Consider the following 26,425-nt stretch of genomic DNA (forward strand, 5'->3'; position numbering starts at 1 on the left):
TCTACCTATGTAAAACTTAAGTTGAATTCTCAGACACCCAGGCTGGGATTTTATGTTCTTTGTTTTGGGTTTAATCAATAGTTTAAATTAATTAGGGGAAAGGGAGCTTCAAAAAAAGCTCTCTTTTTTTTTGCCATAAATTTATTATGCCTGCATATTAATTAAGCTATCTTTATTTTAAAATTTTTGCCATGGATTTCCAATTATCTGAAGAGCAGTTAATGATTAGACAAGCTGCCCGGGATTTCGCTCAAACCGAACTTAAACCAGGCGTCATTGAGCGCGACGAACATCAAAAGTTTCCTGCGGAGCAGATCAAAAAGTTAGGTGAACTGGGCTTTTTAGGTATGATGGTATCGCCGCAATATGGCGGCAGCGGACTTGATGTCATGTCGTACGTGCTGGTAATGGAAGAACTTTCAAAAATTGATGCTTCGGCTTCGGTAGTGGTATCAGTAAATAATTCGTTGGTGTGTTTCGGTCTTGAAGCTTACGGCAGTGAGCATCAAAAAGAAAAATACCTTACACCGTTGGCTAAAGGTGAGGTTATTGGAGCGTTTTGTTTATCAGAGCCCGAAGCAGGGTCTGATGCTACATCGCAGCGTACCACGGCGGTTGACATGGGTGACTATTACTTGCTTAACGGGACAAAGAACTGGATAACCAACGGCGGTACGGCTTCAACTTATATCGTTATAGCGCAAACTGATCCTGCAAAAAAGCATCACGGCATAAATGCGTTTATTGTTGAAAGCGGTTGGGAGGGCTTTGCCGTAGGACCAAAAGAAAATAAACTAGGTATACGCGGTTCAGATACGCATTCGCTAATGTTTACGGATGTAAAGGTGCCAAAGGAAAACAGGATTGGTGAGGACGGATTTGGCTTTAAATTCGCCATGAAGGTACTGGAGGGTGGTCGTATAGGCATTGCTGCGCAGGCACTTGGCATAGCGTCGGGCGCATATGAGCTAGCCTTGCAATATTCGAAAGACCGCAAATCATTTGGTAAACCAATATCAGAGCACCAGGCTATACAGTTTAAGCTGGCCGATATGGCTACGCAAATAGAGGCGGCACGTTTGTTATGCTTACAGGCGGCATGGTTAAAAGATAATGGCCAACCCTACGCGAAGGCCAGTGCCATGGCTAAGCTATTTGCCTCAGAAACTGCTATGAATGTAACAGTAGAAGCGGTGCAGATACACGGCGGTTATGGATATGTAAAAGAATACCACGTAGAGCGGCTGATGCGCGATGCCAAAATAACCCAGATATACGAGGGTACCTCTGAAATTCAGCGCATCGTCATATCCCGCGAAGTGTTGAAATAAACTCTGGAGTTTTACGTATCTATAGCATGGTTAAAAAAATACTGTTAATTGTTATCATGTTAGCGGGGCTGCTATATCAAGCCGCTGCTCAACAAATAACGAAGGGGATTTGGCGCGGTACGCTCAAAACTTCGTCAGGCCATGATATACCGTTCAATTTTGATGTTTCAGATAGTGCCGGCAGGCAACTCATTACTATTTTTAACGCTACTGAGCGTTTTAAAGTTAACGATATAACCTATCGCGGCGACTCGGTATTTATACAGATGCCCCTGTATGGCAACGAATTCAGACTGAAGAAAACGTCCGGCGGGCTAACCGGTAAATGGATAAAGCTTACATCTGCAGGCTATAGGGCAATGGACTTCAGTGCTACGCCAAACACCGCATGGCGTTTTTTTAAGGTTTCGCAAACTGCAGTTCATAATATTTCAGGCCGATGGTCGGCTGTTTTTGGCACGGGTGCAAAAATCGATACCGCGGTAGGCGAGTTTATACACACCGGTGATAAGCTAACCGGTACGTTTTTAACTAATACGGGCGACCATCGTTTTTTAGAGGGTACTGTTAAAGGCGACAGCCTGTACTTATCGTGTTTTGATGGTGGCAATGCTTATCTGTTCACTGCTAAGATTAACGACGAGCAAACGCTTACGGGTGGTAAGTTTTATTCGGAATATTCAAGTGTAACTCCATGGACAGCTTACAAAAACGACAAGGCAAAGTTGGCAGACGCCTACTCATTAAGTACATTGAAACCAGGTTACACCAGTCTTGACTTTTCGTATCCTGATCTTAATGGCAATAAGGTGTCATTAAGTGACGAAAGGTTTAAAAATAAAGTGGTAATCATTCAAATACTAGGCTCGTGGTGTCCAAATTGTATCGATGAAACTGAGTATCTTGTAGTGCATTATTACAAAAAGTACCAACCGCGCGGCGTTGAAATAATTGGTTTGGCTTATGAGCGCACTAATGATGTTGTTAAATCTGCCAAAGCTATACAACAGTTTAAGGCCCGGATGGGTGTACCTTATCCCTTGTTAATAACCGGCTATACACCTGCACGCGCGCAAACAGCTAAAAGTTTGCCTATGCTAACACAGGTAATTGCTTTTCCTACTACTATTATAATAGATAAAAAGGGTAATGTGCGTAAAATACATACGGGGTTTAACGGACCGGCGACAGGAGCATATTATACCGATTACATTAAAGAGTTTGAAGCTCTTACAGAAGAGTTATTGTCAGAAACCCCTTGACCCCTCGGTATAGAACCAGGAACAAAGTTAAAAAGAGTATATATCAAAATTGAGCAGGAGGATTTTCCCAAACTATGCATAAATGTAGTATGGTTTGTACAGCCTTTTGCATATCCTGTACGGATACCCACTCATGTTTACTGTGAAAGGCGTGCTCGCCCGCGAAAATGTTAGGCGTTGGCAATCCCATAAATGATAGCCGTGAGCCGTCGGTTCCACCGCGTATACTGCATAATTTAGGTTGCATGCCGGCGCGTTTTATGGCTTCAAGTCCATATTGTACTATTTCAGGGTGGTCGTCCAATACCGATTTCATGTTCCGGTATTGCGGAGAGATTTTTAGTGAATATGCGGAAGCGGGATAGCTTTGTAAAACAGCGCTAACTACATTTTTTAAAACTTCGGCATGTTGGTGCAGCTTTTTTTCGTCAAAATCTCTTATTATAAAATCAATAACAGCCGTTTCTACCTGCCCCGAAATATTTACAGGATGTATAAAGCCTTGCTTGCCATCAGTATCCTCGGGCGACAAATCTTTGGGGAGCCTGGCAACAATCTCGCAGGCTATTTTTATAGCGCTCTCCATTTTGTCTTTCGCAAAGCCGGGGTGTGCGCTTATACCGTTTATGGTTAATTTTGCGCCATCCGCGCTAAAAGTTTCATTCTCCAAATTTCCTGCGCTTTCTCCGTCGACGGTGTAGCAGGCATAAGCGCCCAGTTTTTTAACATCTACATTATCTACCCCTCTGCCAATTTCCTCGTCGGGCGTAAATAAAATCTTCACAATACCATGTTTAATTTCGGGATGGTTAACCAGCTGGTAGCAGGCGTCCATAATTTCTGCTACACCAGCTTTATTGTCAGCGCCCAGCAGCGTAGTGCCGCTGGCAGTTATAACGTCGTTACCTAACTGGTTCCGCAGGTCAGGGTGTTCATTTAATTTAATTATCTGCGTGTGGTCATCAGGTAATACAATGTCTTCCCCGTCGTAATTTTCATGGATGATGGGTTTCACATTCGCACCACTGCAATCAGGCGAGGTATCCATATGCGAGCAAAAACATATTACCGGAACGTCCTTATCTGTATTAGCCGGGATGGTGGCATACACACAGCCATATTGGTCAAGGTGAGCGTCGCCAATCCCCATTTGTTTTAATTCGTCGACCAGCAGGCGGCCTAAGTTTTTTTGTTTTTCAGTAGACGGCGATGCTGGCGATTCCGGGTCAGACTGGGTATCGATTTTTACATAACGCAGAAAACGTTCGGTAACAGTGAAATTGAGTGATGAAATGGTATGCATTGTACTATATTTATCCCGGAAAGCCGGGATACAATTATAACTATCCCGTGCCGTTTAAGTTTAAAAAAAGCTTTTTGTTGTAAATTTCCAGTATGAATATTGAAGAACTGCGTGATTATTGCCTTGCTAAACCCGGGGTAACCGAGAGCTTCCCCTTCGGCGAGGATACGCTGGTTTTTAAAGTCGGCGACAAACTATTTCTGCTTACAGGGCTTGAAGATGGCGACCGTTTTAATGTAAAATGCGATCCTGAACTAGCCGTTGAGCTTAGGGAACGTTATAACGAAGTGAAGGCAGGCTATCACATGAATAAAACGCATTGGAACACAGTTTTTATGAATGGCAGCCTTACCAGCAAACAGTTGTGTGAGATGATAGATCACTCGTACAGTCTTGTGTTAAAAAGCTTATCAAAAAAGGCGCAGGCCCAAATTAATTTATAAAATTTATTATGATAGAATATCTGCAAACCGCACCTGTCGCGTCCATAATTTTCGCCATGACACTTATGACTACCCTATATGGTTTTTATAACGATGCGGCACAGAACAATATGATACTACATCCCTATAGCGTGGCGCGTAAACAGCGTTTGTACACATTAATAACAAGCGGCTTTATACACAACGACTGGATGCACTTGTTTTTCAATATGTTTTCATTTCATGCGTTTGCTTTTATCCTTGAACAGACTATAGGCCACTGGCAATTTTTAGTACTATATGTTATCACTCTCGTGCTAAGTGACTTGCCAACAGTATATAAAAACCGTGAAAATTATTATTACCGCAGTTTAGGTGCTTCTGGTGCTATTAGCGGGATCGTCTTTAGTGCTATTCTGTATTATCCTAAGTCAGACATGAACTTAATCATATTGCCGGACGTTGATATCCCGGCCTACATTTTTGCCGTGTTATACTTGGTTTATTGCACATATGCCTCAAAGTATTCACAAGATAGAATAAATCATGACGCGCACCTATATGGGGCGTTAAGCGGTATTGTAATTACTGTTATTTTGAATCCCGGTGTAGTAAGCCACTTCTTAGAGCAATTTGGCGTCGGTATTTAAACCGGCAGCTGTATTTTATCAGCTGGTATAAATTCGCCTTTCGCATCTGTTAAAAAGCTCATAGGGTTTTCTGGATCTTTGATAATTTCAAGCAGTAAAAAGCCCCAGTTTTTCCAAAAGTTTTCAAGTACCTGGCCGTAAGTTTTATTTACCCAATGGTCAAACAGTGGTTTGCTGCTGATACCCTGCAAGGGCATGGCCTCAACGTAAATATCATCATTTACAGGTAGTATGCTGTACTCCGGCAATCGGTTAAAAAGGTAAGCTGAATAAAAAAAGCGCGCATTCAGCTCTTCAAATTGTATGGGATGCAAGGTATGGCCTTGCACCTTTTCCAGTATCTCTTTGTGGTAACGCTGGTTAACGCCGTTATCCTGCAGGCAAATAATAATGCCGAAATCCTTAATGCGTAGTGAAAAGGTAAGCGTGTTTATTTCGTCCCGGTAGCCGAAGATATCTTCGGCATTATTTACTCTGAAAAGGCAAAGACTAAAGGGCTTAAATCCGTCAAAAATGACCGGCTGGTTAATGCTTTGCAGCATTAAATGCAGGTTGCTGAACTTATGAATTATAGCCTGCGACATATTAAATTCTTCTCCCTGCGCGTGCTGCTGCTTAATGCCGGCTTGTATCTCGTTAAAAATAATGCCGTAAAGGAGCTTCCCTGCCCACTGAAAAAGTTTCAGCTCGTCTAATTGTTCTACCCCTTCATAACCGCGCTCAAAAGCTGCGGCTATTTCCTTTTCAAGCGGCTCAACATACTCCTCATTTACGGCAGCATCACAAGGTATCTTCAGATCTTTGTAAGTAGCCATGCTTTCGTCAAGTAATTTAAAAGGCTTATCCTGCAGGCTATACCGGCTCATCAGCCATTGTGGAAATACCTGTATTTTTTCCTCTTCGGTGCTCAGGCGCCTGCCTGTTAAAAAGCAATTACGATTACCAAAATTAAAACTGGTGAAAGGAGTATAAAGTTGTGCCGGCATGCCCGCAAAGATAAGCAGGAAATTGACCGTAAAAATTTTAGCTTTGATTTTAACATGCGTCTGACTTATCAACCTTTTGAATTAAAGCTTAAACATCCGTTTACCATTGCTAAGTTTACGCGTACCTCTACGCCGCTAATGTTGGTGCAGTTGCAATATGAGGGTTTTACCGGCTATGGTGAGGCATCCATGGTTCCGTACATGGGCGAAAGCCACAAGAGCGCAGCGGAATTTTTGAGTAAGGTTGATGCTGGGTTTTTTAGGTACCCGTTTCATTTCGAAAGCATAATTAATTATCTGGACAGGCTGGCACCCGGCAACCCTGCCATAAAAGCCGCCCTTGACATAGCCCTGCACGACCTGGATGGAAAGTTGAAAAACAAAACCTGCTGGCAGCTTTTGGGTAGCGATGCGCAAAAAATGCCGCTGACGAGTTATACAATCGGCATTGACGCACCGGAAATAATAAGGGAAAAGGTACAACTTGCAAAAAGTGTAAAGGTGCTGAAGGTAAAACTGGGTCGGGATACGGATAAGCAATTGGTGAAGGCCATCAGGTCGGTAACTAACGTGCCGCTGTATGCAGATGCCAACCAGGGCTGGACAGATAAGCACCACGCGCTGGATATGCTGTTTTGGTTACATGAGCAAGGCGTGCAATTGCTGGAGCAACCTATGGATAAGGACGATACCGATAGCAATGCCTGGTTAACCGAACGCAGCCCTATCCCGGTTATCGGGGATGAAGCGGTACAACGGTTGCCTGACGTGGATAAAGCGAAGGGAATATATCACGGCATCAATGTTAAGCTGATGAAGTCGGCAGGTATGCATGAAGCTCTTCAGATGATTAAAAAAGCACGAAACCTGGGGATGAAAGTGCTTATAGGCTGCATGAGCGAAACGAGTTGCGCAACGCTGGCAGGTGCGGCGCTAGCGCCACAGTGTGACTGGGCCGACCTTGATGGCCCTTTTCTTACTACTAACAATCCTTACCAAACCCCGGCTTTTGACAATGGCAAATGGATATTAGATACTTCGACCGGATTAGGAATCAGGGATTAGGTAATGTTACTCACCCCAGCGGTGATACATTGACATGCGGCGGCCGCGATTGCCAAGAACAACATACCCGTTAACCTCAGTTTTTTTACCTGTTGTAGGTTCAACAAGTAGCCACCCTGTTTTAAAAGCATATATTTTTAAAGGTCGGCCAATATACTGGGATAGCCCGGCAAATGAATTGTCGAATGGTGAAAATTTAGCGAAAGCTATGCCATTTTTCTTCCACCGGGATACAGTAGCGGAATCCGCTTTGTAAATTTTAACGAGCTTCCAGCCGTTGCGTTCTGCAAACTGTCGTGCTTCAGGTCCGGTAAAGGTTTTATTGCTTGATGCTTCCCAGTGCATAAAATTATAGCCTCCCTCAGGCTTCATATCGTGCTCATTCTTTACAATAGCTTTGGTATGGTAATCGCGCCAAAAGCTAGCCGGCACTTCTTTCGTGCACGATAACAACGGCGCACAGCATAATAACAGGAAAAAATAAAACAAAGTACGCATCAAATAATATTTATCAGTAAGTTATCGTCGTTTGTTTAATTCCCTTACCTCTTTAACCAGCTTTATTTTCAGCACAACTAAAATGGCACCTATGAATACCGCGCCGAGAGTCCATGAGTAATTTTTTGTGGCTATGCCTTCGTATCCCACAAACAAGCTTATAATAATGCCTACGTTATAAAGAACGTTCAGCGCTATTTTTTTACCCATAATTAGTACACCTGTAAATCCGGGTCTATCTCTGCCTGCCAGGCCAGTATGCCCCCCTGCAAATTGTAAAGATTGGTAAAACCTTGTTGCTCAAGCTGGGCAATGGCAGCTGCGCTGCGTTTGCCGCTTCGGCACATAACTACTACTGGCTTATCTTTATATAGCTTGTCTTTTTCTATCAGGATGCCGCCCAAAGGAATATGCTGGCCGCCCAGGTTTGAGGTTTCATATTCAAAATCTTCCCTTACATCTATCAATTGGAAATCCTCTCCGCGATCGAGTTTTTGTTTAAGTTCCTGTACGGTAATTTCGTTCATAGTAAAAAATTTAACACCCAAATGTATTGATTTTACCTTTAACGCCTAACGGGAATAAAAAATATTTACACAGTAGTGTTACGGGCGCAGGATGGTTGCTAATTAGGTATTTACTTCATCTAATTTAAAATGCAACTGTAACAATCGCACACTCCGGGCGTTTCATAGTAGATTATGTAACTTGATGATGAAAAAAATTACCCGCTTCTTTTGGTTTTGTTCAGGAGCGCATATTGATACCTTAAAAAAATACCCGGTTGAGCACAATAAATATATTGGCATTGGAGCCACTATTTTTTTCACCGCTCTATTTGCCGCCCTTTCCGGTGGCTACGCCATGTATTTCGTATTCAGCGGCAATGCCTTTGCCGTAGGTTTTGCTATACTTTTCGGCCTGCTTTGGGGCACTGCCATTTTTAATATGGATAGGTATATAGTATCCAGTATCAATAAAGAGGGCACTACCAACCAGCAGATATTGCAGGCATCGCCACGTATTTTACTGGCTATTATGATAGGTATTGTTATATCGCGTCCGCTCGAACTGAAGATATTTGATAAAGAGATTCGGCAAAAATTAAAGACAGCTTATATTAAAGGCCAGCAAAGCAAAATAGATACGCTGCAGAAAACCTATCAGCAAAAATATACCATGGAAATGGGTAAGGTGGGGGAGCTCAAAAAGGAAAAGGATTCGCTTGAAAAAGATATCAACCGTACCCGTTACCAACTAAACCAGGAAGTGTTTGGTGATAAAACTAATCAAACATCGGGCGTTGTGGGCTACGGCACTTACGCTAAACAAAAAGCCGCTGTTTTAAAGGAAAAGGAGGATCGCCTTAAAACCGTTACCGAAAATTTAAGGCAGATGGATGGTTACTTAAGCGCAAGGAAAGATTACGAGGGACTTAACAGCACCAAGCTATTTTCAGAAACGCAACTTGATAGTTTGGCGGCTGTTGCCGGGTTTTCAGACCGTAACTGGGCACTGGGGCAGCTATCTTACAACCAGGATGGCAGTCGCGATCTGGATACTTACCTGGCTATATCATTTATAGGCTGGCTATTTATTTTGTTTGAGTGTTTACCTGTTTTTGTGAAGCTAATGTCGCCGCGTGGGCCTTATGACGTGGCCATTGCCAAATTATCTGAAGCGGGCGAACATTTGGCCGAACGTGACAAGCAGCGCGATATAGCAGTAACTGACGAGGTATATGATCATCACCTTGAAGCCGATATTGACAAACGAAAGCGCCTGATTACAGGCCAATCAGAATATGATGTAAGCAGGCATAGCTATGATTGATGACGCATTAAAAATAAAATAGTAATTTTCCGGCCGTTAACTGTACTTCATGAAGAAACTCCTATTACTGCTGGCATTATGCGTGTTTACAATCGCAGTGTTTGCCCAGCGCAGGCACAAGCGTTACACCGCCGGGCCGGCAACACCCATATATTATACCGTGTCGTTCCCTAACGCGGTACACCACGAAGCTGAAATAATGATAACCGTGCCGCAGGCGCCGCGCGGCCCATTGCGTTTCCGCATGAGTCGTTCGTCGCCAGGTAGATATGCCACCCATGAGTTTGGTAAAAATGTGTACAACGTGAGCGCATTCACAGACAAAGGCACCATGCTCACTGTAAAACAGGTAGATGGTGATATATATGAAATACCTATTCACCCGTCTACCGTTAACATCAGTTATACACTATTTGGTAACTGGGTTGATGGTACCTATGCAGGTATTGATGCCGGGCAGGCCCACTTGAATATGCCGGCAACGTTTATGTGGGTGGTAGGTGCCGAGCGCAGGCCGGTAAAGTTTAGGTTTACTGACCTTGATAAACACAACTGGAAGGTATCCACGCAGCTGAAGTATGAAGGCGGAAATACTTACAGCGCGCCTGATTTGCAATATCTGATGGATAGCCCGGTTGCATTGTCAGCCTATAAGCAAACAAGCTGGGATATCACCAACCCAAACGGGCGCCGTCAGCGGATAAACCTGCATGTATACTCTGATGACAGTCAGCAAGCTATTGAGTCTTTCGGCAAAATGGTACATAAACTTACCCTGGAAGAACAAGCGGTTTTTGGCGAACTCCCGCTGTATGATAATGGCGAATATACTTTTATGGCCAACGTGCACCCAAGCGTGAATGGCGACGGTATGGAACACCGTAATTGCACCGTGATTACAGATCCTTTTTATAAAATTGAAGGTAACGAAAAAGCTGCGCTGGGCACCTTTGCGCATGAGTATTTCCATAGTTGGAATGTTGAACGACTGCGGCCAAAATCATTACAGCCCTTTGATTTTACCCACTCCAACCAAAGCAGCGAACTTTGGTTTGCCGAGGGCTTTACCCAGTATTATGGTGAAATGTTACTTACACGGGCCGGTTTTTACACCGCTGATGATTATGCCCAAGTTTTAGGCTTAGTAGTCAACGCGGCATTGAATACCCCCGCTGCAAAAAAATATTCGCCTGTACAAATGAGTAATTACGCAGTTTTTGCCGATGCAGGGGTATCTGTTGATGCTGTGAATAACAGCAATATTTTTACCTCGTACTATTTGTATGGAGCCGCCACCGCACTGGCACTTGACCTGCGCTTGCGGAGCGAGTTTAACCTTACACTTGATGACTATATGCGGCAGGTTTGGTTAACTTACGGCAAAACGGAAAAGCCATACACTATACAAATGCTGCAGTTGGCCCTGGCCCGGTACACTAAAGAACCGGCATTTGCATCTGACTTTTTTAAAGAGTTTATTTATGGCGCTGATAAGAATAATTATGAGGGCTTGCTCGCCAACGCAGGCTTTTTAATGCGCAAGGCTCAGCCGGGCGCGGCGTGGGCCGGGCCACCGTTTAATTCGGTAGGGCGCAGCCGGGCAGGGCAATCGCATTCCGCGGCTGCAGCCGAAGGCTTGTTGATTGCCACAACTGTTGTGGAGAATACCCCAGTTTACAAAGCCGGACTTGATGCGGGTGATGTGATACTACAGGCAGACGGGCAGCCAATAACCAACCAGGCCGACTGGGATAGTATAATCAACACAAAGAAACCCGGCGAGAAAGTAAAGGTTAAATACAACAACCGCATGGGCGTAAGTGAAGTAGACATTATATTGGAGGAGAACCCTGTTTACCAGGTTGTTACTTTTGAGCGCGCCGGGCAAACTTTAAACAAAGAGCAGGAGGCGTTTCGGGATGCTTGGCTGCGGTCGAAAATTAAATAGTATGATAAAGAAATTAATATGCGCGGCCTATTTTGTTGCTGCTGCAGCCATTGCAAATGCACAGAATGTAAACCAGTTAATAAACAAGGCTGACGTAAGCCGGATTATACAAAAGCTTTCGGCAGACGATATGGAAGGACGCGGCTCGTTCACTGCGGGCATAGAAAAGGCTGCCACTTTTATAGCGAAGGAATTTAAGGCAGCAGGATTAAAGCCGCTGCCTGCTGAAGCAAATTTCAGACAAAGCTTTCATGTTATACAATCCACGCCGCTGAGCACGCGCGTTACAATAAACGGAAGTGCCATAAACCCGGATAATGCCATCGCCTTTGCCGGCGATTCGTTTACCTGGGATAACACTGCAGGCGTAGAAATAGTAACTGTTAAACCGGGTGATAATTTCCGCAAAATTTTTGGTGATTATTATAGAAGTAATAAGAAAGCACTTTTAATGGTTGATACATCTTTTGCTGATGTTTTTAAACGCATAAAACAGCACTTTAGTCACGGTAGTGTTTCCTTTGATAATCCGGGGGCAAAGCAAGTTGTAATGGTGCTGGGAAAATTTCAAGACGTTACAAGGTATACCGTGCGTTACGAGGCGAAAGTGGAGAATAAGCCATTGTTTAATGTCGCCGGCATGATAAAAGGCAAAACAAGACCTCAGGAGTTTGTTATTTTTTCAGGCCATTATGACCATTTGGGTATTGTAAAAGGTAAAGATATTTTAGCTGGCGACAGCATTGCCAATGGTGCGGATGACGACGCCTCCGGTACCACGGCGGTTATTGCACTGGCAAAATATTATAAAAAACTAAATAACAATGCCCGCACGCTCATATTTGTTGCATTTACTGCGGAAGAAATAGGGGGCTTTGGTTCGCAGTATTTTTCCAAAAAGGTAGATCCGGATAAAACTGTTGCTATGTTTAACATTGAGATGATTGGCAAGCCATCAAAATTTGGTAAAAATTCAGCATTCATAACAGGTTACGACCGTTCCAACTTTGGGGCTATCCTGCAAAAGAACCTAAAAGGTACTGCATTTAAATTCCATCCCGATCCTTATCCGGAGCAAAACCTTTTTTACCGGAGCGATAATGCTACGCTGGCAAGATTAGGTGTGCCTGCGCACACCATTTCAACTGATGAGATAGATATTGATAAATATTACCACACGGTAAATGACGAGTTTGCAACCCTTAATGTAGACAATATTGTGGCTACCATACGGGCTATTGCCCTGAGTTCAAAAAGCATCGTGGCTGCCAAGGATTCACCTACCCGCATACCTAAGCTTTTGGATGATAAATAGCCCCTAACTGCTATTGGTTAAGCGCTACTATAAATAGTCGTCGGTAAAGCTTAACTTTACTATATGAAATTGCGTGTACTGGTTTTTATCAATGCTTTCGCGGTGGCGCTAACATTGTCTGTAGCTAACTATTATTTTCAGCATAGCTGGAAGGCGGTAGCGGTAACCTTCTCGGCAACTATTGTGGTAAGCTTTATCATTTTCTACTACCTGATAGAGAAGTATGTCTATTCCAAAATAAAGCTGATCTATAAACAAATACATAACCTTAAATTAGGCCGGGACCTGCGCGACGCTATTGGCGAACATGTATCGGCCGACCCGATAAATGACGTTGAGCAAGAGGTAGAAGAGTGGGCTGCGCAAAAAAAGAGCGAGATAGAAAGCCTGCGGCAACAGGAAAAATTCCGGCGCGACTTTCTTTCAAACATATCGCATGAGTTTAAAACACCTCTTTTTGCCATACAAGGTTATATTGACGCTGTTCAGGATGATGATTTTGAGGATAAGGATATGGCCCGTAAGTTTTTGGAGAAAGCCGCGAAAAACGTTGACAGGCTAAGTTACCTGATCAAAGACCTTGACGAGATATCAAAGCTGGAGTCGGGCGAGATACCTATAAATTATACCCGGTTTAAAATAAATGATTTGATAAAAGAGGTAATTGAAGCTTCAGAAATGAAGGCACGTCAGCATAAAATAAAGCTGGTATTTAAGCATAAATATGACGACGCTGTGTTAGTAACCGCCGATCGCGAAAAAATAAGCCAGGTTTTTATTAACCTGGTAGATAACTCAATCAAATATGGAAGGGAAGATGGCACCACATCCATCAGTCTTTTTGAATTGCATGACCAGGTTTTGATAGAAATTACGGATGACGGCATTGGTATCGAAGAAAAATATCTCCCGCGGTTATTTGAGCGTTTTTTCCGTACCGATAGTAGCAGGTCGCGCCAGATAGGCGGTTCGGGATTAGGTTTGGCCATTGTTAAACATATAGTTGAAGCCCATGAGCAAACGATTAACGTACGTAGTACTGAGGGCTTAGGATCAACCTTCGGGTTTACTTTACAGAAGGCAAAACAACAGATTCAATTTCCAAATATTCCGGTGCTGAAAAATTAACATTAACTTAACATTGCAAGATTACCTTTGCTGTATAAAAGGTAACAATGTCATTAAACAGTATATTCCAGTACTTTGTCCCTAAGGATAAGAAAGTATTTTTCCCTTTATTTGAGCAGGCTTCAAGTAATGTAGTCGGCATGGCTACAATTTTAGTTGAAGCTGTTAACTCTACAAACACCGCCTCGCGCGAGGAGATGTTTAAACAGATTGATAAACTGGAAAACAAAGGCGATGAACTTACCCACCAGATTTACCTGGAGTTGGGAAAGAATTTTATCACGCCCTTTGACCGTGAAGATATCCATGCGCTGGCAACAGCTATAGACGATGTTGCCGACTATATCCACGGTGCGGCTAACCGTATGAACCTGTACAAAGTAGAAGGCCCTAACGAACATATCAAAAAATTATCTGAGCTTATATTGCAGGCAAGTGTTGATCTTGAAAAAGCAATTAAGGAATTAAAGGATCTACGGAATGTGAGAAACATTGCCGACTCATGCATCAGGATAAACAGCATAGAGAACCAGGCCGATTACGTATTCGATCGTGCGGTAGCAGACCTGTTTTTATACGAAAAAGATGCTATAACCCTTATAAAGTATAAAGAGATATACGCTGCGCTTGAAACCGCCACAGATATGTGCGAAGATGCCGCTAACGTGATGGAATCAATACTAGTTAAAAACGCTTAAGCATATCCTTTATACATGGTTACCACGCTGCTTGTTGTTGTAATTTGCCTGGCAATAATATTTGATTTTATCAATGGCTTTCATGATGCGGCTAACTCTATAGCAACCATCGTATCTACCAAGGTATTAACGCCTTTTCAGGCAGTGTTGTGGGCTGCAACGTTTAACTTCCTGGCGTTTTTTGTTATCAAAGATCATAAGGTGGCCAATACGGTGGCCAAAATTGTGATACAGGACTACGTTACGATTAACGTAATTTTAGCCGGCCTTGCTGCGGCAATCACCTGGAATTTAATAACATGGTGGTTTGGTATTCCGTCAAGTTCATCACACACCCTTATCGGCGGCTTTGCCGGTGCCGGGATGACCAACGCGATTTTTATGGGCGTTAATCCTATTGAAGCTGTTAAAATGGATTACATAGGTACAATTGCCATGTATATAGTTTTAGCGCCTTTTATAGGCTTGTTTATTGCATACATAATTACAATACTAATTATGAATATCTGCCGGAACGCACGGCCGGCGACCGCCGAAAAGTGGTTTAAAGCAGGGCAGCTTATCTCATCCGCGGCATTAAGCTTTGCACATGGTGGTAACGACGCGCAAAAGGTAATGGGTATTATCTATATTACGCTGGTAACCGGCAAAGTGATAACCAATGACGCAGCTATGCCCGACTGGATACCGCTTACTTGTTATTCGGCAATCGCGTTGGGCACCATGTCTGGTGGTTGGAAGATTGTAAAAACCATGGGCTCAAAAATAACTAAAGTTACCCCGCTCGAAGGTGTTTCGGCCGAAGCTGCGGGCGCGATAACGTTGACTATTACCGAACGGTTAGGTATCCCGGTGTCTACTACGCATACTATTACGGGTTCTATAATCGGGGTTGGATTAACAAAGCGCGTTTCGGCGGTACGTTGGGGCGTAACTATCAACCTGTTATGGGCCTGGGTAATTACCATCCCTATCTCTGCGCTTCTGGCAGGAGGTGTTTACTCGCTTATCAGGCTATTCGCTTAAACTTTTTTGCCCCGGGATAGTTTAACTCTTTATGAAAAGAACTATCCTGTTAATACCTGCTGTTTTTATAATCCTTAGCGCCTTTTCAGGCTGCGATACATTGAACCAGGTGGCCCGCACTGCCGGGCAAACGCTTGGTAATCCTTCAGCTTTTGAAATCGCTTCGGCCTTAAAACAGGCACTTGAGCAAGGTACCAACAAAAGCACTGAAAAATTATCGGCTAAGAATGGTTTCTTTGGGAATGCAGTGGTAAAAATACTATTTCCGCCCGAGGCCCAAAAAGCTGAGCAAACATTGCGTGCACTGGGTTTAAACAACCTGTGCGATAACGTTATATTGTCGCTTAACCGCGCTGCCGAGGATGCGGCTGATGAGGCCAAGCCGATATTTATCAATTCGATAAAGCAGCTTACGCTTCAGGATGCTACCAACATACTGTTTGGCGAACCCGATGCAGCCACTCAATTTTTTAAGCGTACAACCATTAACCAGCTTACCGCTAAATTTAAGCCCATAATAAATACAAGCCTTAATAAAGTGGGTGCAACCAGGTATTATGGCGATGTGGTTAATACTTATAATAAGATCCCGCTGGTTACCAAAATGAATCCTGACATCAGTGACTATGTTACCCGGAAGGCGATAGAGGGCTTATTTGTCGAAATTGCAAAGGAAGAATTAAACATACGTCAAACACTGTCGGCGCGCAGTACGCCATTAATGCAAAAAGTATTTGGCTACGCTGATAGCAGCAAGGGCAGGCGTTAATTAAAGTATTGCTGATTTTCGGGGAGCAATTTTATTTGGTTTTTTGAGTTACATTAAACGGTATTTATTTAATATTTTGCAACTCAAATTTCGTTTTGCATCTTAGTGTTTATTCCCTGATTAAATATGCGTATTAATTTTAGATTGTCACTGGCGGCATTAGCCCTGCTTGCTGCCTCAACAAGCGTTTCAGCACAGGTAAAAAAGAAACCTGCAATTTCTCCCCGGTCAAAACCCGTTAATGTAGCGCAGCAGGTAAAAAGTAATGCTGCATTATTGCCGGTTGACGCCAATGTTGTTATTGGTAAACTTTCTAACGGGCTAACCTATTATATCCGCAAAAACAGTATGCCTCAAAATCGGGCCGAACTTTATTTAGTAAATAAGGCGGGGTCAATTTTAGAAACTGATGCCCAGCAAGGTTTGGCACACTTTGTTGAACACATGGCATTTAATGGTACCCGTGATTTCCCGAAGAACCAGCTGGTTAACTTTCTGCAAAGTTCAGGCGTAAAGTTCGGGGCTGACCTTAATGCCATGACGTCTTTCGATGAAACAATATACCAGTTGCCGCTGCCTACCGACAGCGTAAACGTATTTGAAAAGGGATTTGATATACTGGCTAATTGGGCCGGCCATGTTACCTTTGACCAGGCCGAGCTGGATAAGGAGCGCGGCGTAGTGTTAGAAGAACTGCGTTTACGTGGTAAGAATGCGCAGGAACGTATACAAAACCAGATATTGCCAACCATACTTAGCAACTCGCGATATGCCGACAGGCTGCCTAAGGGCAAGGAAGATGTAATAAAAAACTTTAACCTAGCCACTATAAAGAGCTTTTACGACGATTGGTACCGCCCTAACCTGCAGGCGGTGATAGCAGTAGGCGACTTTGATCCTAAACGGGTTGAGCAACTTATAAAGGATAAGTTTTCTGCGCTGAAAAACCCGGTTAATCCTAAACCGCGTACCGAATATGCTGTTACGGCTACACCCGGCACCGTAGTAAAGTTCGCTACCGATCCGGAGTTTCCGTATACCCTGGCCGAAATTATTGTTAAACACCCGGGCACCAAGGTTAAAACAACTACAGATTATTTGCAAAGCATGCGCTCAAGCTTGTTTAACCAAATGCTGAACGCGCGGCTAAATGAATTAATGCAGAAACCATCACCTCCTTTTCTGTACAGCAATGCAAGCTATGGCGCCTTTATAGGTAAGCAGGATGCCTTTAGTTCGGTAGTGGTAGCACGCCCCGGCGGACTGGAAGAAGCTGTAACCAACCTTGTAGCCGAGGTGGAGCGCGCAAAAAAATTTGGTTTTACGTTAACAGAGTTTGAACGCGCCAAACAAAACGCGCTGATACAAATAGGCAACGCTTATAAAGAACGCGACAAAACACGTTCTGTAAACTTTGTAACCGAATATCAGCAGCACTTTTTAAATGGACAGGGTATCCCGGGTATAGGGTTTGAGTATCAATTTTACCTGGACAATATTGATAAAATAACCCTTGAGCAAATGAACGCGCTGGCTGCTAAGTTTATTACCGATCAAAACCGCACCATTATTGTAGAAGCACCTGATAATGAAAAAGACAAATTGCCAGATGAAGCAACGTTACTGGGTTGGATAAGCGCCGCCGGTAAAAATCTTACAGCATACGTTGATAACGTAAGTACAAAGCCGTTGCTGGAAAAGATCCCGGATGCGGGTACAATTGTTGACGAGCAGCGCGACGACTCATTAGGCGTAACAACCGTTACGTTTGCTAATGGGTTAAAGGTTATGCTAAAACCCACTGACTTTAAGAACGATCAGATACTAATAGCAGGTTACGGCTTTGGCGGAACCTCACTGGCCAGTGATGTTGATTTCACTTCGGCCAGGCTCGCTTCGGATTTGGTGGCAAATGGCGGAATTGGTGAATTTAACCAGATACAGCTGCAGAAGATGATGACCGGTAAAAACGTCAGGATAGAGCCGTATATAAGCGACTATACGCAAGGGTTTAGCGGTAGTTCATCGCCTCAAGACCTTGTGACTGCCATGCAGCTGATACATCTTTATTTTACACAGCCGCGTAAGGACAATGATATCTGGCAATCAAATATGAGCCAGGTGCGCTCGATGTTGGTTAACCGGCATCTCGACCCTCAGAGTGTTTTCCAGGATACAGTGACAGCTGTATTAAACAGGTACAATTTCAGGGCAATGGTGCCAACTATTGGACGATTAAATACTGCTACGGCAGATAAAGCTTTTGATTTTTATAAAAGCAGTTTTGCCGATGCAGGAAGCTTTACCTTTACGCTGGTCGGTAATTTTGATGTTACCTCAATAAAGCCGTTACTGGCCACGTACCTGGGTAGCCTTCCTGCCGGTAATACCAAGAAAGCTTATGTAGATAGAATGATGTATCCGCCTGCCGGGCAAGTGACGAAAACAGTTAACAAAGGCATCGGCGACAAAAGCAGTGTGCAGCTTGTGTTTAGCGGCGACTATGTTTACAACGCACAAAACAACATACAGTTAGATGCGCTTGAGGAAGTTTTAAATATTAAACTGATTGAGCGTTTACGTGAGCAGGAAAGCGGCGTATACGCACCGCAAGTAAGAGCGCGCTACCAAAAAATACCTGTGGGCAGGTACAGTATTACCATTAGTTTTGGATGCGCGCCTGAAAATGTAGATAAACTTGTAGCCGCTACAATGGATGAAATAAACAAGATAAAACTAAACGGCGCACAACTAACCGATATTAAGAAATTCCAGGCTGAAGACTTACGTGCGCAGCAGGTGCAGCTGCGCGAAAATTATTTTTGGGTAGGTTATATAGCAAGCGGCGCCCAAAACCAGGATGACCCGCACCGTATACTACATTATCCAAAAACGCTGCAAACGGTTAATGTGGCAAGCACTAAGGATGCCGCCAATAAATATTTAAGCGGTAAAAACCTGGTGAAGCTCATACATATGCCGGAGAAAAAAGCTGAGAAGTAATATTATTTATAATAGGAATGCGGGCGCTAAACAAATCCTTCAACGTGTCATTATGTTGGCCGGATACAATGATTTCTTTGGCACCCGCATCGTTTTTTACTAAGGGAAGTTTAAACGGTATGGTACCGCTCTTTTAAAAACGTCCCTGTATATGAGTTATTTACTTTAATTAAGTCCTCGGGTACGCCTTCAAACACAACATTTCCGCCCCTGTCGCCCCCTTCCGGGCCTATGTCAATCACCCAGTCTGCGCATTTGATCACATCCATATTGTGTTCAATCACCACTATGGTATTACCGTTATCCAGCAGCGCATCAAACGATTTTAATAATTTCTTTATGTCAGCAAAATGCAGGCCGGTGGTAGGTTCATCAAATATGAACAGAGTTTTGTTGGTGTTGTTACCCTTTACCAGGAAAGATGCCAGTTTTATACGCTGGGCTTCACCGCCGGATAAGGTATTAGAAGACTGGCCAAGTTGTACGTAACCCAAACCCACATCAACCAATGGCTTTATTTTAGCGATGATTTTTGGTTCTTTTGCAAAAAATTCAAGCGCCTCATCAATGGTGAGGTGCAATACTTCGGCCACGTTTTTTTCATTGTACAACACGTCTAAAACAGGCTGCTTAAAACGGTTTCCATTGCAGGCTTCGCAGGTTAAAAATATGTCGGCCATAAACTGCATCTCTATCTTTACCTCACCTTCACCCTGGCATACATCGCAGCGGCCGCCCTCAACGTTAAATGAAAATGCCGATGGCTTTAGCCCGGCGGCTTTTGCGGCAGGCTGCGAGGCGAAAAGGTTTCGTATTTCGTCCCATGCCTTAACATAAGTAACCGGGTTTGAACGCGATGACCGGCCGATTGGGTTTTGGTCGACAAGTTCAACCTGCTCAATTTTGTTATAGTCGCCCTCAATGCTGTCATAAGCACCTGTTTGCTCGCCTGAGTAATTGCCCAGTGTTTTTTGCAAGGCAGGTGCCAATATACGCTTTACCAAACTTGTTTTACCCGATCCCGAAACGCCCGTAACCACGGTTAAAACACCTAACGGAAACTTGGCGGCCGCATTTTTTAAATTGTTTTCACGTGCGCCTTTAATGGTAATGTGGTCATTCCACTTACGGCGGGTAGTCGGAATGGCTATTTCCTCTTTGCCGCTCAGGTACCGCCCGGTAAGGCTGTTATCGTCATTGATGATCTCGTTATATGTACCAGTAAACACCAGTTCACCGCCGTGCGTACCTGCTTCCGGCCCAATATCTATGATATGATCGGCGGCTTTCATAACTTCTTCCTCGTGCTCAACAACCAGTACAGTATTGCCTACATCGCGCAATGATTTTAGCACGCCTATAAGGCGCTGAGTATCGCGCGGGTGCAAGCCTATGCTTGGCTCGTCTAAAACATAAACGGAGCCTACTAAACTGCTGCCAAGCGATGTGGCGAGGTTAATACGCTGCGATTCACCACCTGATAATGTATTTGATAGGCGGTTAAGCGTAAGATAACTTAACCCTACATCGTTTAAAAAATTAAGGCGATTAGTAATTTCCATCAGCAAACGCTTGCCTATTTTGGCATCATTTGCCGCCAGTTCAAGGCTCTTGAAAAATACATAAGCTGTGTCTAAAGGCATCAGTACAACATCTGTTATAGATTTGCCTTCTATTTTAACATAAGATGCGTCTTTACGTAAACGGCTCCCCTTGCATTCTGGGCAAGTGGTTTTGCCACGGTATCGAGACAGGAGCACACGATATTGTATTTTATAAGTTTGTGCCTCCATTTCCGTAAAAAACTCGTCGAGCCCACGGAAATATTTATTGCCTTTCCACAGCAATTCCTGTTGCTTGGCGGTAAGCTGATTATATTGGCGGTGTATCGGAAAATCAAACTTTATGGCGTTTTTCACCAGCTGATCGTTCCATTCGCGCATCTTTTCGCCACGCCATGGGGCTATTGCACCCTCGTATACAGTTTTGCTTTTATCCGGAATCACCAGGTCTTCATCAATACCAATTACTTTGCCATATCCTTCGCATTTTTTGCACGCGCCATAAGGATTGTTGAAGCTAAAAAAATTTGGCGTTGGCTCTTCAAAACGTATGCCGTCCAGTTCAAACCTGTCACAAAAAAAACGTTCCTGCTCGCTATCGGCTGCAGGCTCCTGCCACCGTACGTAGGCATCGCCCTTGCCTTCAAAAAAGGCAGTTTGTATACTGTCACCTAACCGGCTTATTGTTTCTTCTTCGTTATTTTTAGTGATACGGTCTATCACCATGCGTACCTGTTCATGGTCCTGGTCAGACTGGCCATGGTCGCCGCTTTTGGTGCCGGCGGCCTTCCATGTTTTGTCAGCAGCTACATTGTCGTCTTCCAGTAGCGCTTCAATTCGCGCAAGTTTTCCGTTATACTCTACACGCACAAAACCTTTTTGCAACAGCACGGCCAACTCTTCCTTTAAACTGCGGTTATTATGGGGGTGCAAAGGGCAAAGCACGGTAACCTGCGTATCATCAGGCAATGCCATTATAAAGTTTATAACATCTGTAACGCTGTCTTTTTTTACCACCTCGCCCGAAACCGGTGAGTAAGTTTTACCAATACGGGAAAACAGGAGTTTCAGATAATCATATATCTCTGTTGAGGTACCTACCGTAGAGCGTGGGTTGGATGTAATCACTTTTTGCTCGATAGCGATAGCCGGAGCGATGCCTTTTATATAATCTACCTCCGGCTTGTTCATCCGGCCCAAAAATTGGCGGGCATATGATGATAAGCTCTCTACATAGCGGCGTTGCCCCTCGGCATAAAGCGTATCAAACGCAAGGGATGACTTGCCCGACCCCGACATACCGGTTATCACTACAAGTTTATTTTTAGGAATAGCTACATCCAGGTTTTTTAGGTTGTGTACCCTTGCACCTTTTATAATAATATTACGCTGCGCGTCTTTTTCTGTTTCGGTCATTTGTCAGTCGGTCGTCCGTGCCTCATCTTAAAGTATATCAACTATGGTTTTATGGACTCTCAACCATGGTTTACAATATCAAAGTGCAAAAATCCTAAAATGTTTAGCAAATAGCAAATATGGACCCGAAATAGTTACCGCTGTTGATACAGCGGTTTTTTAATTTTTAGGATTTACAGGAGTTTGCCACAATTTCCACCAGGGAGTACCCGGCGAGTCATGATGTTCATAGTGATACCCAAAAAAATAACAGCTGAAAAAGGCTACCAGATGGTTGCGTGGCTGGCTGCGGGCAAAGTGTTTATTATCGTGTTCGCCCTTATGTGGTAGATAAGTACCGAAGTAAAATAGTTGCAACGTGCTGAGCAGTGATGGCGCCACCCAAAACAGCAATAGATTTGTTTCGGGTATCCAAATTTTTAGAATGTTATAAGCAATAGCCATTATTATGATTTGCCATACCGACAAATAATTGCGCATAAACCTAAAGTACCAGGCTAAAAAACCACCCTGATGATAATCCGGATCAACATCAGTATGTACATGGCTATGATGCATGTGATGTTTTTTATACAGGTGCGGGTACCAGAACGACGCATATAAAAACGTACAGATAATGCCGACGCCGTTGTTAAGGTAGCGGTTGGATGACACGGTGCCATGCATAGCATCATGCGCGGTTATAAACAAACCTGTATATAAGTGCATTTGCACCAACATAAAAATATAAGTGAGCGGGTTGGTAAAACTTACCTGCCACTGCATCAGCATAACGATGCTGACTGTCCAGCAGCTTAACACAAGTACAGCAACAAAAAAGCCGGTATTTGAAGACGCTTTAAACATGTTTGTTTCTATTTACCCTTGCAACGGGCAAGGCATATTATCGATTTTAAGCGCGCATTAAACAGCCATAGCCATATATGTACTGCAAGTTTTTGCTGTATCAATAAGTCTCAAGTTCCTTTTTTATATCCTGCATAAGCCACATTGGGGTGGAGGTTGCTCCTGCTATGCCCACAGTATCACCAGGGTTGAATAAACTTATATCCAATTCGCTAACTGCCGAAATAAAATAAGTGCTGGGATTGTATTTGCGGCAAACTTCATATAACACTTTACCGTTTGACGATTTGCGACCCGAGACAAACACGATTTTGTTAAAACGGCTAACAAACGCCGGTAGATCTTTATCACGATTTGATACCTGGCGGCAAATGGTATCATTAGCTTTTACCTCATATCCGCGTGATAAAAGTTCATCTTTAATATGATAAAACTTCTCCATGCTTTTGGTGGTCTGGCTGTACAACGTAAAGCTTGATGGTAACTCAACATCATCTAACTCGGCAAGATCCTGGAAAACCAATGCTTCGTTATTGGTTTGGCCTTCAAGTCCTATTACCTCTGCATGCCCATGTTTGCCAAAAATTAATATCTTCTCCTTATTGTCAAAGGATGTTTTAATCCGGTTTTGCAGCTTTAGCACAACCGGGCATGAGGCATCAATTAACGTTATGTTGTTTTCTAGCGCGAGTTTATAAGTTTCGGGGGCCTCGCCGTGCGCGCGTATTAACACTTTTTCGTTGCGCAAATCTTTCAATTCCTCGTGATCTATAATACGCAATCCCTTTGCTTTCAGACGGGCCACTTCTTCATCGTTATGCACAATATCGCCCAGGCAGTATAAATAACCATCTTCGTCCAAAATCTCTTCGGCCATATCAATAGCAAATACCACCCCAAAGCAAAAGCCCGAATCCTGATCGATAGTTACTTTTAAATTATACGCTCCCATTACTTTACAAATTTACGGCAAAAACGTGATAAACAAGCAGCTTATATCCAATGCAAAACAACAAAGAAGATAAACTGTGTTAGCAAAAACACCGGCGCCACCATGCTCTGGCGTTTAAACTTAACTGCCTCAAACACGTACAGCATTACAGCACTAGCCAAAAACCACCCCATGTAATTGCTAAAAGGTACCTTGTAGCCTTCCCACTGCCATTGGTCTTGTTCCTGCGCAACCGGTTCTATCAAAAAATCAAGTATCACCAGCAGTAAGGCCCCGGCTATAACTCTCCCAAAAACAGTTTTAAACATGTACCGCTGCATACTTACTCCCGTGGCGTATATCAATAAAAACCAATTAACACCAATTAGTAAAGGGATATCAAATAATTTTAAACCAAGTGTTTCGCCATAACTGTAATTGCCGAAAATTAAGCCTGTATGCACACCAAACCATTCAACCCAAAAACCCAGCAAGTAAATAATTACTACAAATACCCAAAAATTTCCATTTATGCCATTATGGCTGTAAATAATACAACCCAGCATAAGTAACAGGTGAAAAGGCACCAATTGCAAAAAGATATCATGGGTAACAGACGAAGAAAAACCAATTACTCCTACAAAGTGAAACAACACAATGATTAAAATAATCAGTCCGTTTTTGGCAGCGGCCATGTTGCGCGATTTGTGCACAGAACTTATACTTTTCGGCCTTTCCATACGGTGGTATTAGTAAGATGTTTTTGAACTGATAAAAAGGCTATTACAACTAAATTGAACATTTGCAGCGGATGTAATATTACATTAAGTAAAGCATTTTGCCCGGCAGATAAGGCTATCATAATGCGTGTAAGCAGGATAAGGCCGGTCATAAAAAGTATGAGCTGCAGGTTTAATGTGGTAATTACAATAAGTGGCCCTGCAATCAGCACCGTAATGTATACTAAAAAACCGGGTATGCTGTAATTAAATGCAGCCAGAAAGTTTTTGCCGAAGCCACTAACCGCTTCATTATAGCTTTTATACATACGGCAGGTTATCATGCCGTTAGCCAGCATTGTTTCGCCATTGTAACGGTTTGATTTTACGCATTTCATTATTTCAACATCTTCCACAATTTTATCTTTTACCATTCGGTGCCATTGATATTGCCGGTATACAGCGGCATCAAACAACATAAACTGCCCGCTCGCAGCGGCAATAAGCGGGTTGCGCAACAAGTAAACCAACCGTAAAGGCAACAGGTTTAACAAAATATAATGCATTAGGGGCACAACTGCCTTTTCCCCAAACGTTACCATATGCTGGTTGGTAAAAAGACTTAGCAAACTTAAGCCGCGTAGTTGCATACGGTGTACGGCGCTGTTTATTAAATTGTTGTGTACTATCTCATCAGCATCTAAAAAAAGAAAATATTGGCCCTTTGCGTGTTGGGCCAGTTGATAGCACGCAAAGTTTTTGCCTAGCCAGCCTGTGGGTAACTCATCGCCTTTTATAACTTTGAAATTATGGTGCATATCAGCAAAGCGGCTACATATCTCATAGGTATTGTCGGTAGAATTATCGTCTAAAACGATGACCTCGTAATGGTGATAGTCCTGTTTTACAATGGATTGAAGCAACGCAGTAATATCGTCCTCCTCATCCCGGGCAGGTATAAGTATAGACACCAATGCGTTATGCGGATGAGCTATATGCGGCAACTTAGGGTTCGATAAAAAGTTAAACAAAGTTACAGCGAAGCGCAAAACGATAAAGAAAAGCGTTATAGATATGGCTATGATCACTTATATAACTTTTTTAGTTTGCTGTTGCTTTGACATGCTGTAATGATGCTGATAAACTGCAGCCAATTCACCACCGTCAGCAACGTTTGCGGCAGACTTAAGATAAACGTTGATTGTAGGAAGTTTATGTTGCAGATGCTCGATAAAAGATGCTGCGAAAATCAATTGAGGTTTTTCTTTTACTTGTTCATAAATCTTAAAGGCGCCCTTTTCGAAGTTAATATCATCAACAAAATTAGAGTGTAATTTACCTTGTGGGAATATAACTAACAGGTTTGCCGGATTATTTAGTATACCTGCTGCATAATTAATTGAGGTTAGGATATCCCTACTGTTTTTAGCGACAGAGAATGCGCCCATGTATTTAATGAACGATACTTTACGCACGGTTTCTTCAAGTACCATAATATGAAACCGCTTTTTAAATAATAGTGTATTCAAATGGTATAAAATAAAACCATCCCACCAGCTAAAATGGTTAGCGATGAGCAAAACCGAACGGGTTAAGTCAACCTGCACCGTGTTATATTTTACGCCGTGGAAGTTTTTGTTAACGATATAATTAATATAGCGATGAAAAAACCAATGAATGAGCTTGTTACTTTTTGTAGTTATCATCCGCACAG

The 26,425-nt window shown here is 43.1% G+C and carries 24 protein-coding genes; 13 read left to right on the forward strand and 11 right to left on the reverse strand.

Annotated features, from left to right (window positions below):
• Window positions 1-191 precede the first annotated feature (191 nt).
• Both DJ568_RS11075 and DJ568_RS11080 read left to right on the forward strand, forming a co-directional pair.
• A complete protein-coding gene (locus tag DJ568_RS11075; RefSeq protein ID WP_114005331.1) occupies window positions 192-1,331 on the forward strand; it encodes an acyl-CoA dehydrogenase in 1,140 nt (379 codons plus the stop codon).
• A gap of 26 nt (window positions 1,332-1,357) precedes the next feature.
• On the forward strand, window positions 1,358-2,593 hold the full coding sequence (locus DJ568_RS11080) for a TlpA disulfide reductase family protein (protein ID WP_114005332.1): 1,236 nt from the start codon (window positions 1,358-1,360) through the stop codon (window positions 2,591-2,593).
• 43 nt (window positions 2,594-2,636) lie between these two features.
• Here the strand turns inward: DJ568_RS11080 and pepT are convergent, their stop codons facing one another.
• Window positions 2,637-3,896 (reverse strand): peptidase T, encoded by a 1,260-nt coding sequence (pepT, locus tag DJ568_RS11085; RefSeq protein WP_114005333.1) that lies wholly within the window; start codon window positions 3,894-3,896, stop codon window positions 2,637-2,639.
• A gap of 92 nt (window positions 3,897-3,988) precedes the next feature.
• Here pepT and DJ568_RS11090 point away from each other — a divergent pair, with 92 nt between their 5' ends.
• The gene (locus tag DJ568_RS11090) at window positions 3,989-4,339 is read left to right on the forward strand and encodes an MmcQ/YjbR family DNA-binding protein (protein ID WP_114005334.1); all 351 of its coding nucleotides are present in this window, start codon (window positions 3,989-3,991) and stop codon (window positions 4,337-4,339) included.
• Window positions 4,340-4,347: 8 nt separating this feature from the next.
• Window positions 4,348-4,968, forward strand: coding sequence for a rhomboid family intramembrane serine protease (locus DJ568_RS11095; protein ID WP_114005335.1), 621 nt, complete (start codon window positions 4,348-4,350; stop codon window positions 4,966-4,968).
• Here the strand turns inward: DJ568_RS11095 and DJ568_RS11100 are convergent.
• Window positions 4,965-5,954, reverse strand: a complete 990-nt coding sequence (locus tag DJ568_RS11100; protein WP_114005336.1) for a hypothetical protein — start codon at window positions 5,952-5,954, stop codon at window positions 4,965-4,967. The two genes, DJ568_RS11095 and DJ568_RS11100, sit on opposite strands and share 4 nt — an antisense overlap.
• 54 nt (window positions 5,955-6,008) lie before the next feature.
• Here DJ568_RS11100 and DJ568_RS11105 point away from each other — a divergent pair, with 54 nt between their 5' ends.
• A complete protein-coding gene (locus DJ568_RS11105) occupies window positions 6,009-7,019 on the forward strand; it encodes a dipeptide epimerase (RefSeq protein ID WP_114005397.1) in 1,011 nt (336 codons plus the stop codon).
• Between the two features lie 6 nt (window positions 7,020-7,025).
• Here DJ568_RS11105 and DJ568_RS11110 read toward each other — a convergent pair whose 3' ends face one another.
• From DJ568_RS11110 to DJ568_RS11120, 3 genes are read right to left on the reverse strand one after another with little or no spacing between them, the layout of a single operon-like run.
• A complete protein-coding gene (locus DJ568_RS11110; RefSeq protein WP_114005337.1) occupies window positions 7,026-7,517 on the reverse strand; it encodes a hypothetical protein in 492 nt (163 codons plus the stop codon).
• A gap of 21 nt (window positions 7,518-7,538) precedes the next feature.
• Window positions 7,539-7,727: a DUF6358 family protein gene (locus DJ568_RS11115; protein WP_114005338.1), complete on the reverse strand. Its 189-nt coding sequence runs from the start codon at window positions 7,725-7,727 to the stop codon at window positions 7,539-7,541.
• 2 nt (window positions 7,728-7,729) lie between these two features.
• Window positions 7,730-8,044: a rhodanese-like domain-containing protein gene (locus DJ568_RS11120; RefSeq protein ID WP_114005339.1), complete on the reverse strand. Its 315-nt coding sequence runs from the start codon at window positions 8,042-8,044 to the stop codon at window positions 7,730-7,732.
• Between the two features lie 187 nt (window positions 8,045-8,231).
• On the opposite strand from DJ568_RS11120, the gene DJ568_RS11125 reads away from it, so the two are divergent.
• The 8 genes from DJ568_RS11125 to DJ568_RS11160 all read left to right on the forward strand — a co-directional run bounded on the left by DJ568_RS11125 (window position 8,232) and on the right by DJ568_RS11160 (window position 19,237).
• The gene (locus DJ568_RS11125) at window positions 8,232-9,350 is read left to right on the forward strand and encodes a DUF4407 domain-containing protein (protein WP_114005340.1); all 1,119 of its coding nucleotides are present in this window, start codon (window positions 8,232-8,234) and stop codon (window positions 9,348-9,350) included.
• 49 nt (window positions 9,351-9,399) lie between these two features.
• Entirely contained in the window at window positions 9,400-11,298 is a 1,899-nt protein-coding gene (locus DJ568_RS11130; protein ID WP_114005341.1) for a M61 family metallopeptidase, read from the forward strand.
• Window position 11,299: 1 nt separating this feature from the next.
• Entirely contained in the window at window positions 11,300-12,613 is a 1,314-nt protein-coding gene (locus DJ568_RS11135) for a M20/M25/M40 family metallo-hydrolase (protein WP_114005342.1), read from the forward strand.
• 63 nt (window positions 12,614-12,676) lie between these two features.
• Window positions 12,677-13,741, forward strand: coding sequence for a sensor histidine kinase (locus tag DJ568_RS11140; protein WP_114005343.1), 1,065 nt, complete (start codon window positions 12,677-12,679; stop codon window positions 13,739-13,741).
• Window positions 13,742-13,788: 47 nt separating this feature from the next.
• The gene (locus DJ568_RS11145) at window positions 13,789-14,439 is read left to right on the forward strand and encodes a DUF47 domain-containing protein (protein ID WP_114005344.1); all 651 of its coding nucleotides are present in this window, start codon (window positions 13,789-13,791) and stop codon (window positions 14,437-14,439) included.
• Between the two features lie 15 nt (window positions 14,440-14,454).
• A complete protein-coding gene (locus DJ568_RS11150) occupies window positions 14,455-15,465 on the forward strand; it encodes an inorganic phosphate transporter (RefSeq protein ID WP_114005345.1) in 1,011 nt (336 codons plus the stop codon).
• 31 nt (window positions 15,466-15,496) lie between these two features.
• The gene (locus DJ568_RS11155; RefSeq protein ID WP_114005346.1) at window positions 15,497-16,234 is read left to right on the forward strand and encodes a DUF4197 domain-containing protein; all 738 of its coding nucleotides are present in this window, start codon (window positions 15,497-15,499) and stop codon (window positions 16,232-16,234) included.
• A 126-nt stretch (window positions 16,235-16,360) separates the two neighbouring features.
• Window positions 16,361-19,237: a M16 family metallopeptidase gene (locus DJ568_RS11160; protein WP_114005347.1), complete on the forward strand. Its 2,877-nt coding sequence runs from the start codon at window positions 16,361-16,363 to the stop codon at window positions 19,235-19,237.
• Between the two features lie 110 nt (window positions 19,238-19,347).
• Here the strand turns inward: DJ568_RS11160 and uvrA are convergent, their stop codons facing one another.
• The 6 genes from uvrA to DJ568_RS11190 all read right to left on the reverse strand — a co-directional run bounded on the left by uvrA (window position 19,348) and on the right by DJ568_RS11190 (window position 26,417).
• The gene (uvrA, locus tag DJ568_RS11165) at window positions 19,348-22,215 is read right to left on the reverse strand and encodes an excinuclease ABC subunit UvrA (RefSeq protein WP_114005348.1); all 2,868 of its coding nucleotides are present in this window, start codon (window positions 22,213-22,215) and stop codon (window positions 19,348-19,350) included.
• A 159-nt stretch (window positions 22,216-22,374) separates the two neighbouring features.
• Window positions 22,375-23,061: a fatty acid desaturase gene (locus tag DJ568_RS11170; RefSeq protein WP_114005349.1), complete on the reverse strand. Its 687-nt coding sequence runs from the start codon at window positions 23,059-23,061 to the stop codon at window positions 22,375-22,377.
• Between the two features lie 100 nt (window positions 23,062-23,161).
• Window positions 23,162-24,013, reverse strand: coding sequence for a 4-hydroxy-3-methylbut-2-enyl diphosphate reductase (locus tag DJ568_RS11175; protein WP_114005350.1), 852 nt, complete (start codon window positions 24,011-24,013; stop codon window positions 23,162-23,164).
• Window positions 24,014-24,054: 41 nt separating this feature from the next.
• Window positions 24,055-24,732 (reverse strand): carotenoid biosynthesis protein, encoded by a 678-nt coding sequence (locus tag DJ568_RS11180; protein WP_114005351.1) that lies wholly within the window; start codon window positions 24,730-24,732, stop codon window positions 24,055-24,057.
• Window positions 24,711-25,799: a glycosyltransferase gene (locus DJ568_RS11185; protein WP_114005352.1), complete on the reverse strand. Its 1,089-nt coding sequence runs from the start codon at window positions 25,797-25,799 to the stop codon at window positions 24,711-24,713. Before DJ568_RS11185 ends, DJ568_RS11180 begins: the two co-directional genes overlap by 22 nt.
• Complete coding sequence (locus DJ568_RS11190; RefSeq protein WP_114005353.1) at window positions 25,800-26,417, reverse strand: lysophospholipid acyltransferase family protein; 618 nt, start codon at window positions 26,415-26,417, stop codon at window positions 25,800-25,802.
• Between the last annotated feature and the right edge of the window lie 8 nt (window positions 26,418-26,425).

The sequence above is a fragment of the Mucilaginibacter hurinus genome, assembly GCF_003324525.1.
GTDB lineage: Bacteria > Bacteroidota > Bacteroidia > Sphingobacteriales > Sphingobacteriaceae > Mucilaginibacter > Mucilaginibacter hurinus.

Coding starts and splice junctions, on each gene's coding strand:
- DJ568_RS11075 (WP_114005331.1), top strand. CDS start 192: ATGGATTTCCAATTATCTGAAGAGCAGTTAATGATTAGACAAGCTGCC.
- DJ568_RS11080 (WP_114005332.1), top strand. CDS start 1,358: ATGGTTAAAAAAATACTGTTAATTGTTATCATGTTAGCGGGGCTGCTA.
- pepT (WP_114005333.1), bottom strand. CDS start 3,896: ATGCATACCATTTCATCACTCAATTTCACTGTTACCGAACGTTTTCTG.
- DJ568_RS11090 (WP_114005334.1), top strand. CDS start 3,989: ATGAATATTGAAGAACTGCGTGATTATTGCCTTGCTAAACCCGGGGTA.
- DJ568_RS11095 (WP_114005335.1), top strand. CDS start 4,348: ATGATAGAATATCTGCAAACCGCACCTGTCGCGTCCATAATTTTCGCC.
- DJ568_RS11100 (WP_114005336.1), bottom strand. CDS start 5,954: ATGCCGGCACAACTTTATACTCCTTTCACCAGTTTTAATTTTGGTAAT.
- DJ568_RS11105 (WP_114005397.1), top strand. CDS start 6,009: ATGCGTCTGACTTATCAACCTTTTGAATTAAAGCTTAAACATCCGTTT.
- DJ568_RS11110 (WP_114005337.1), bottom strand. CDS start 7,517: ATGCGTACTTTGTTTTATTTTTTCCTGTTATTATGCTGTGCGCCGTTG.
- DJ568_RS11115 (WP_114005338.1), bottom strand. CDS start 7,727: ATGGGTAAAAAAATAGCGCTGAACGTTCTTTATAACGTAGGCATTATT.
- DJ568_RS11120 (WP_114005339.1), bottom strand. CDS start 8,044: ATGAACGAAATTACCGTACAGGAACTTAAACAAAAACTCGATCGCGGA.
- DJ568_RS11125 (WP_114005340.1), top strand. CDS start 8,232: ATGAAAAAAATTACCCGCTTCTTTTGGTTTTGTTCAGGAGCGCATATT.
- DJ568_RS11130 (WP_114005341.1), top strand. CDS start 9,400: ATGAAGAAACTCCTATTACTGCTGGCATTATGCGTGTTTACAATCGCA.
- DJ568_RS11135 (WP_114005342.1), top strand. CDS start 11,300: ATGATAAAGAAATTAATATGCGCGGCCTATTTTGTTGCTGCTGCAGCC.
- DJ568_RS11140 (WP_114005343.1), top strand. CDS start 12,677: ATGAAATTGCGTGTACTGGTTTTTATCAATGCTTTCGCGGTGGCGCTA.
- DJ568_RS11145 (WP_114005344.1), top strand. CDS start 13,789: ATGTCATTAAACAGTATATTCCAGTACTTTGTCCCTAAGGATAAGAAA.
- DJ568_RS11150 (WP_114005345.1), top strand. CDS start 14,455: ATGGTTACCACGCTGCTTGTTGTTGTAATTTGCCTGGCAATAATATTT.
- DJ568_RS11155 (WP_114005346.1), top strand. CDS start 15,497: ATGAAAAGAACTATCCTGTTAATACCTGCTGTTTTTATAATCCTTAGC.
- DJ568_RS11160 (WP_114005347.1), top strand. CDS start 16,361: ATGCGTATTAATTTTAGATTGTCACTGGCGGCATTAGCCCTGCTTGCT.
- uvrA (WP_114005348.1), bottom strand. CDS start 22,215: ATGACCGAAACAGAAAAAGACGCGCAGCGTAATATTATTATAAAAGGT.
- DJ568_RS11170 (WP_114005349.1), bottom strand. CDS start 23,061: ATGTTTAAAGCGTCTTCAAATACCGGCTTTTTTGTTGCTGTACTTGTG.
- DJ568_RS11175 (WP_114005350.1), bottom strand. CDS start 24,013: ATGGGAGCGTATAATTTAAAAGTAACTATCGATCAGGATTCGGGCTTT.
- DJ568_RS11180 (WP_114005351.1), bottom strand. CDS start 24,732: ATGGAAAGGCCGAAAAGTATAAGTTCTGTGCACAAATCGCGCAACATG.
- DJ568_RS11190 (WP_114005353.1), bottom strand. CDS start 26,417: ATGATAACTACAAAAAGTAACAAGCTCATTCATTGGTTTTTTCATCGC.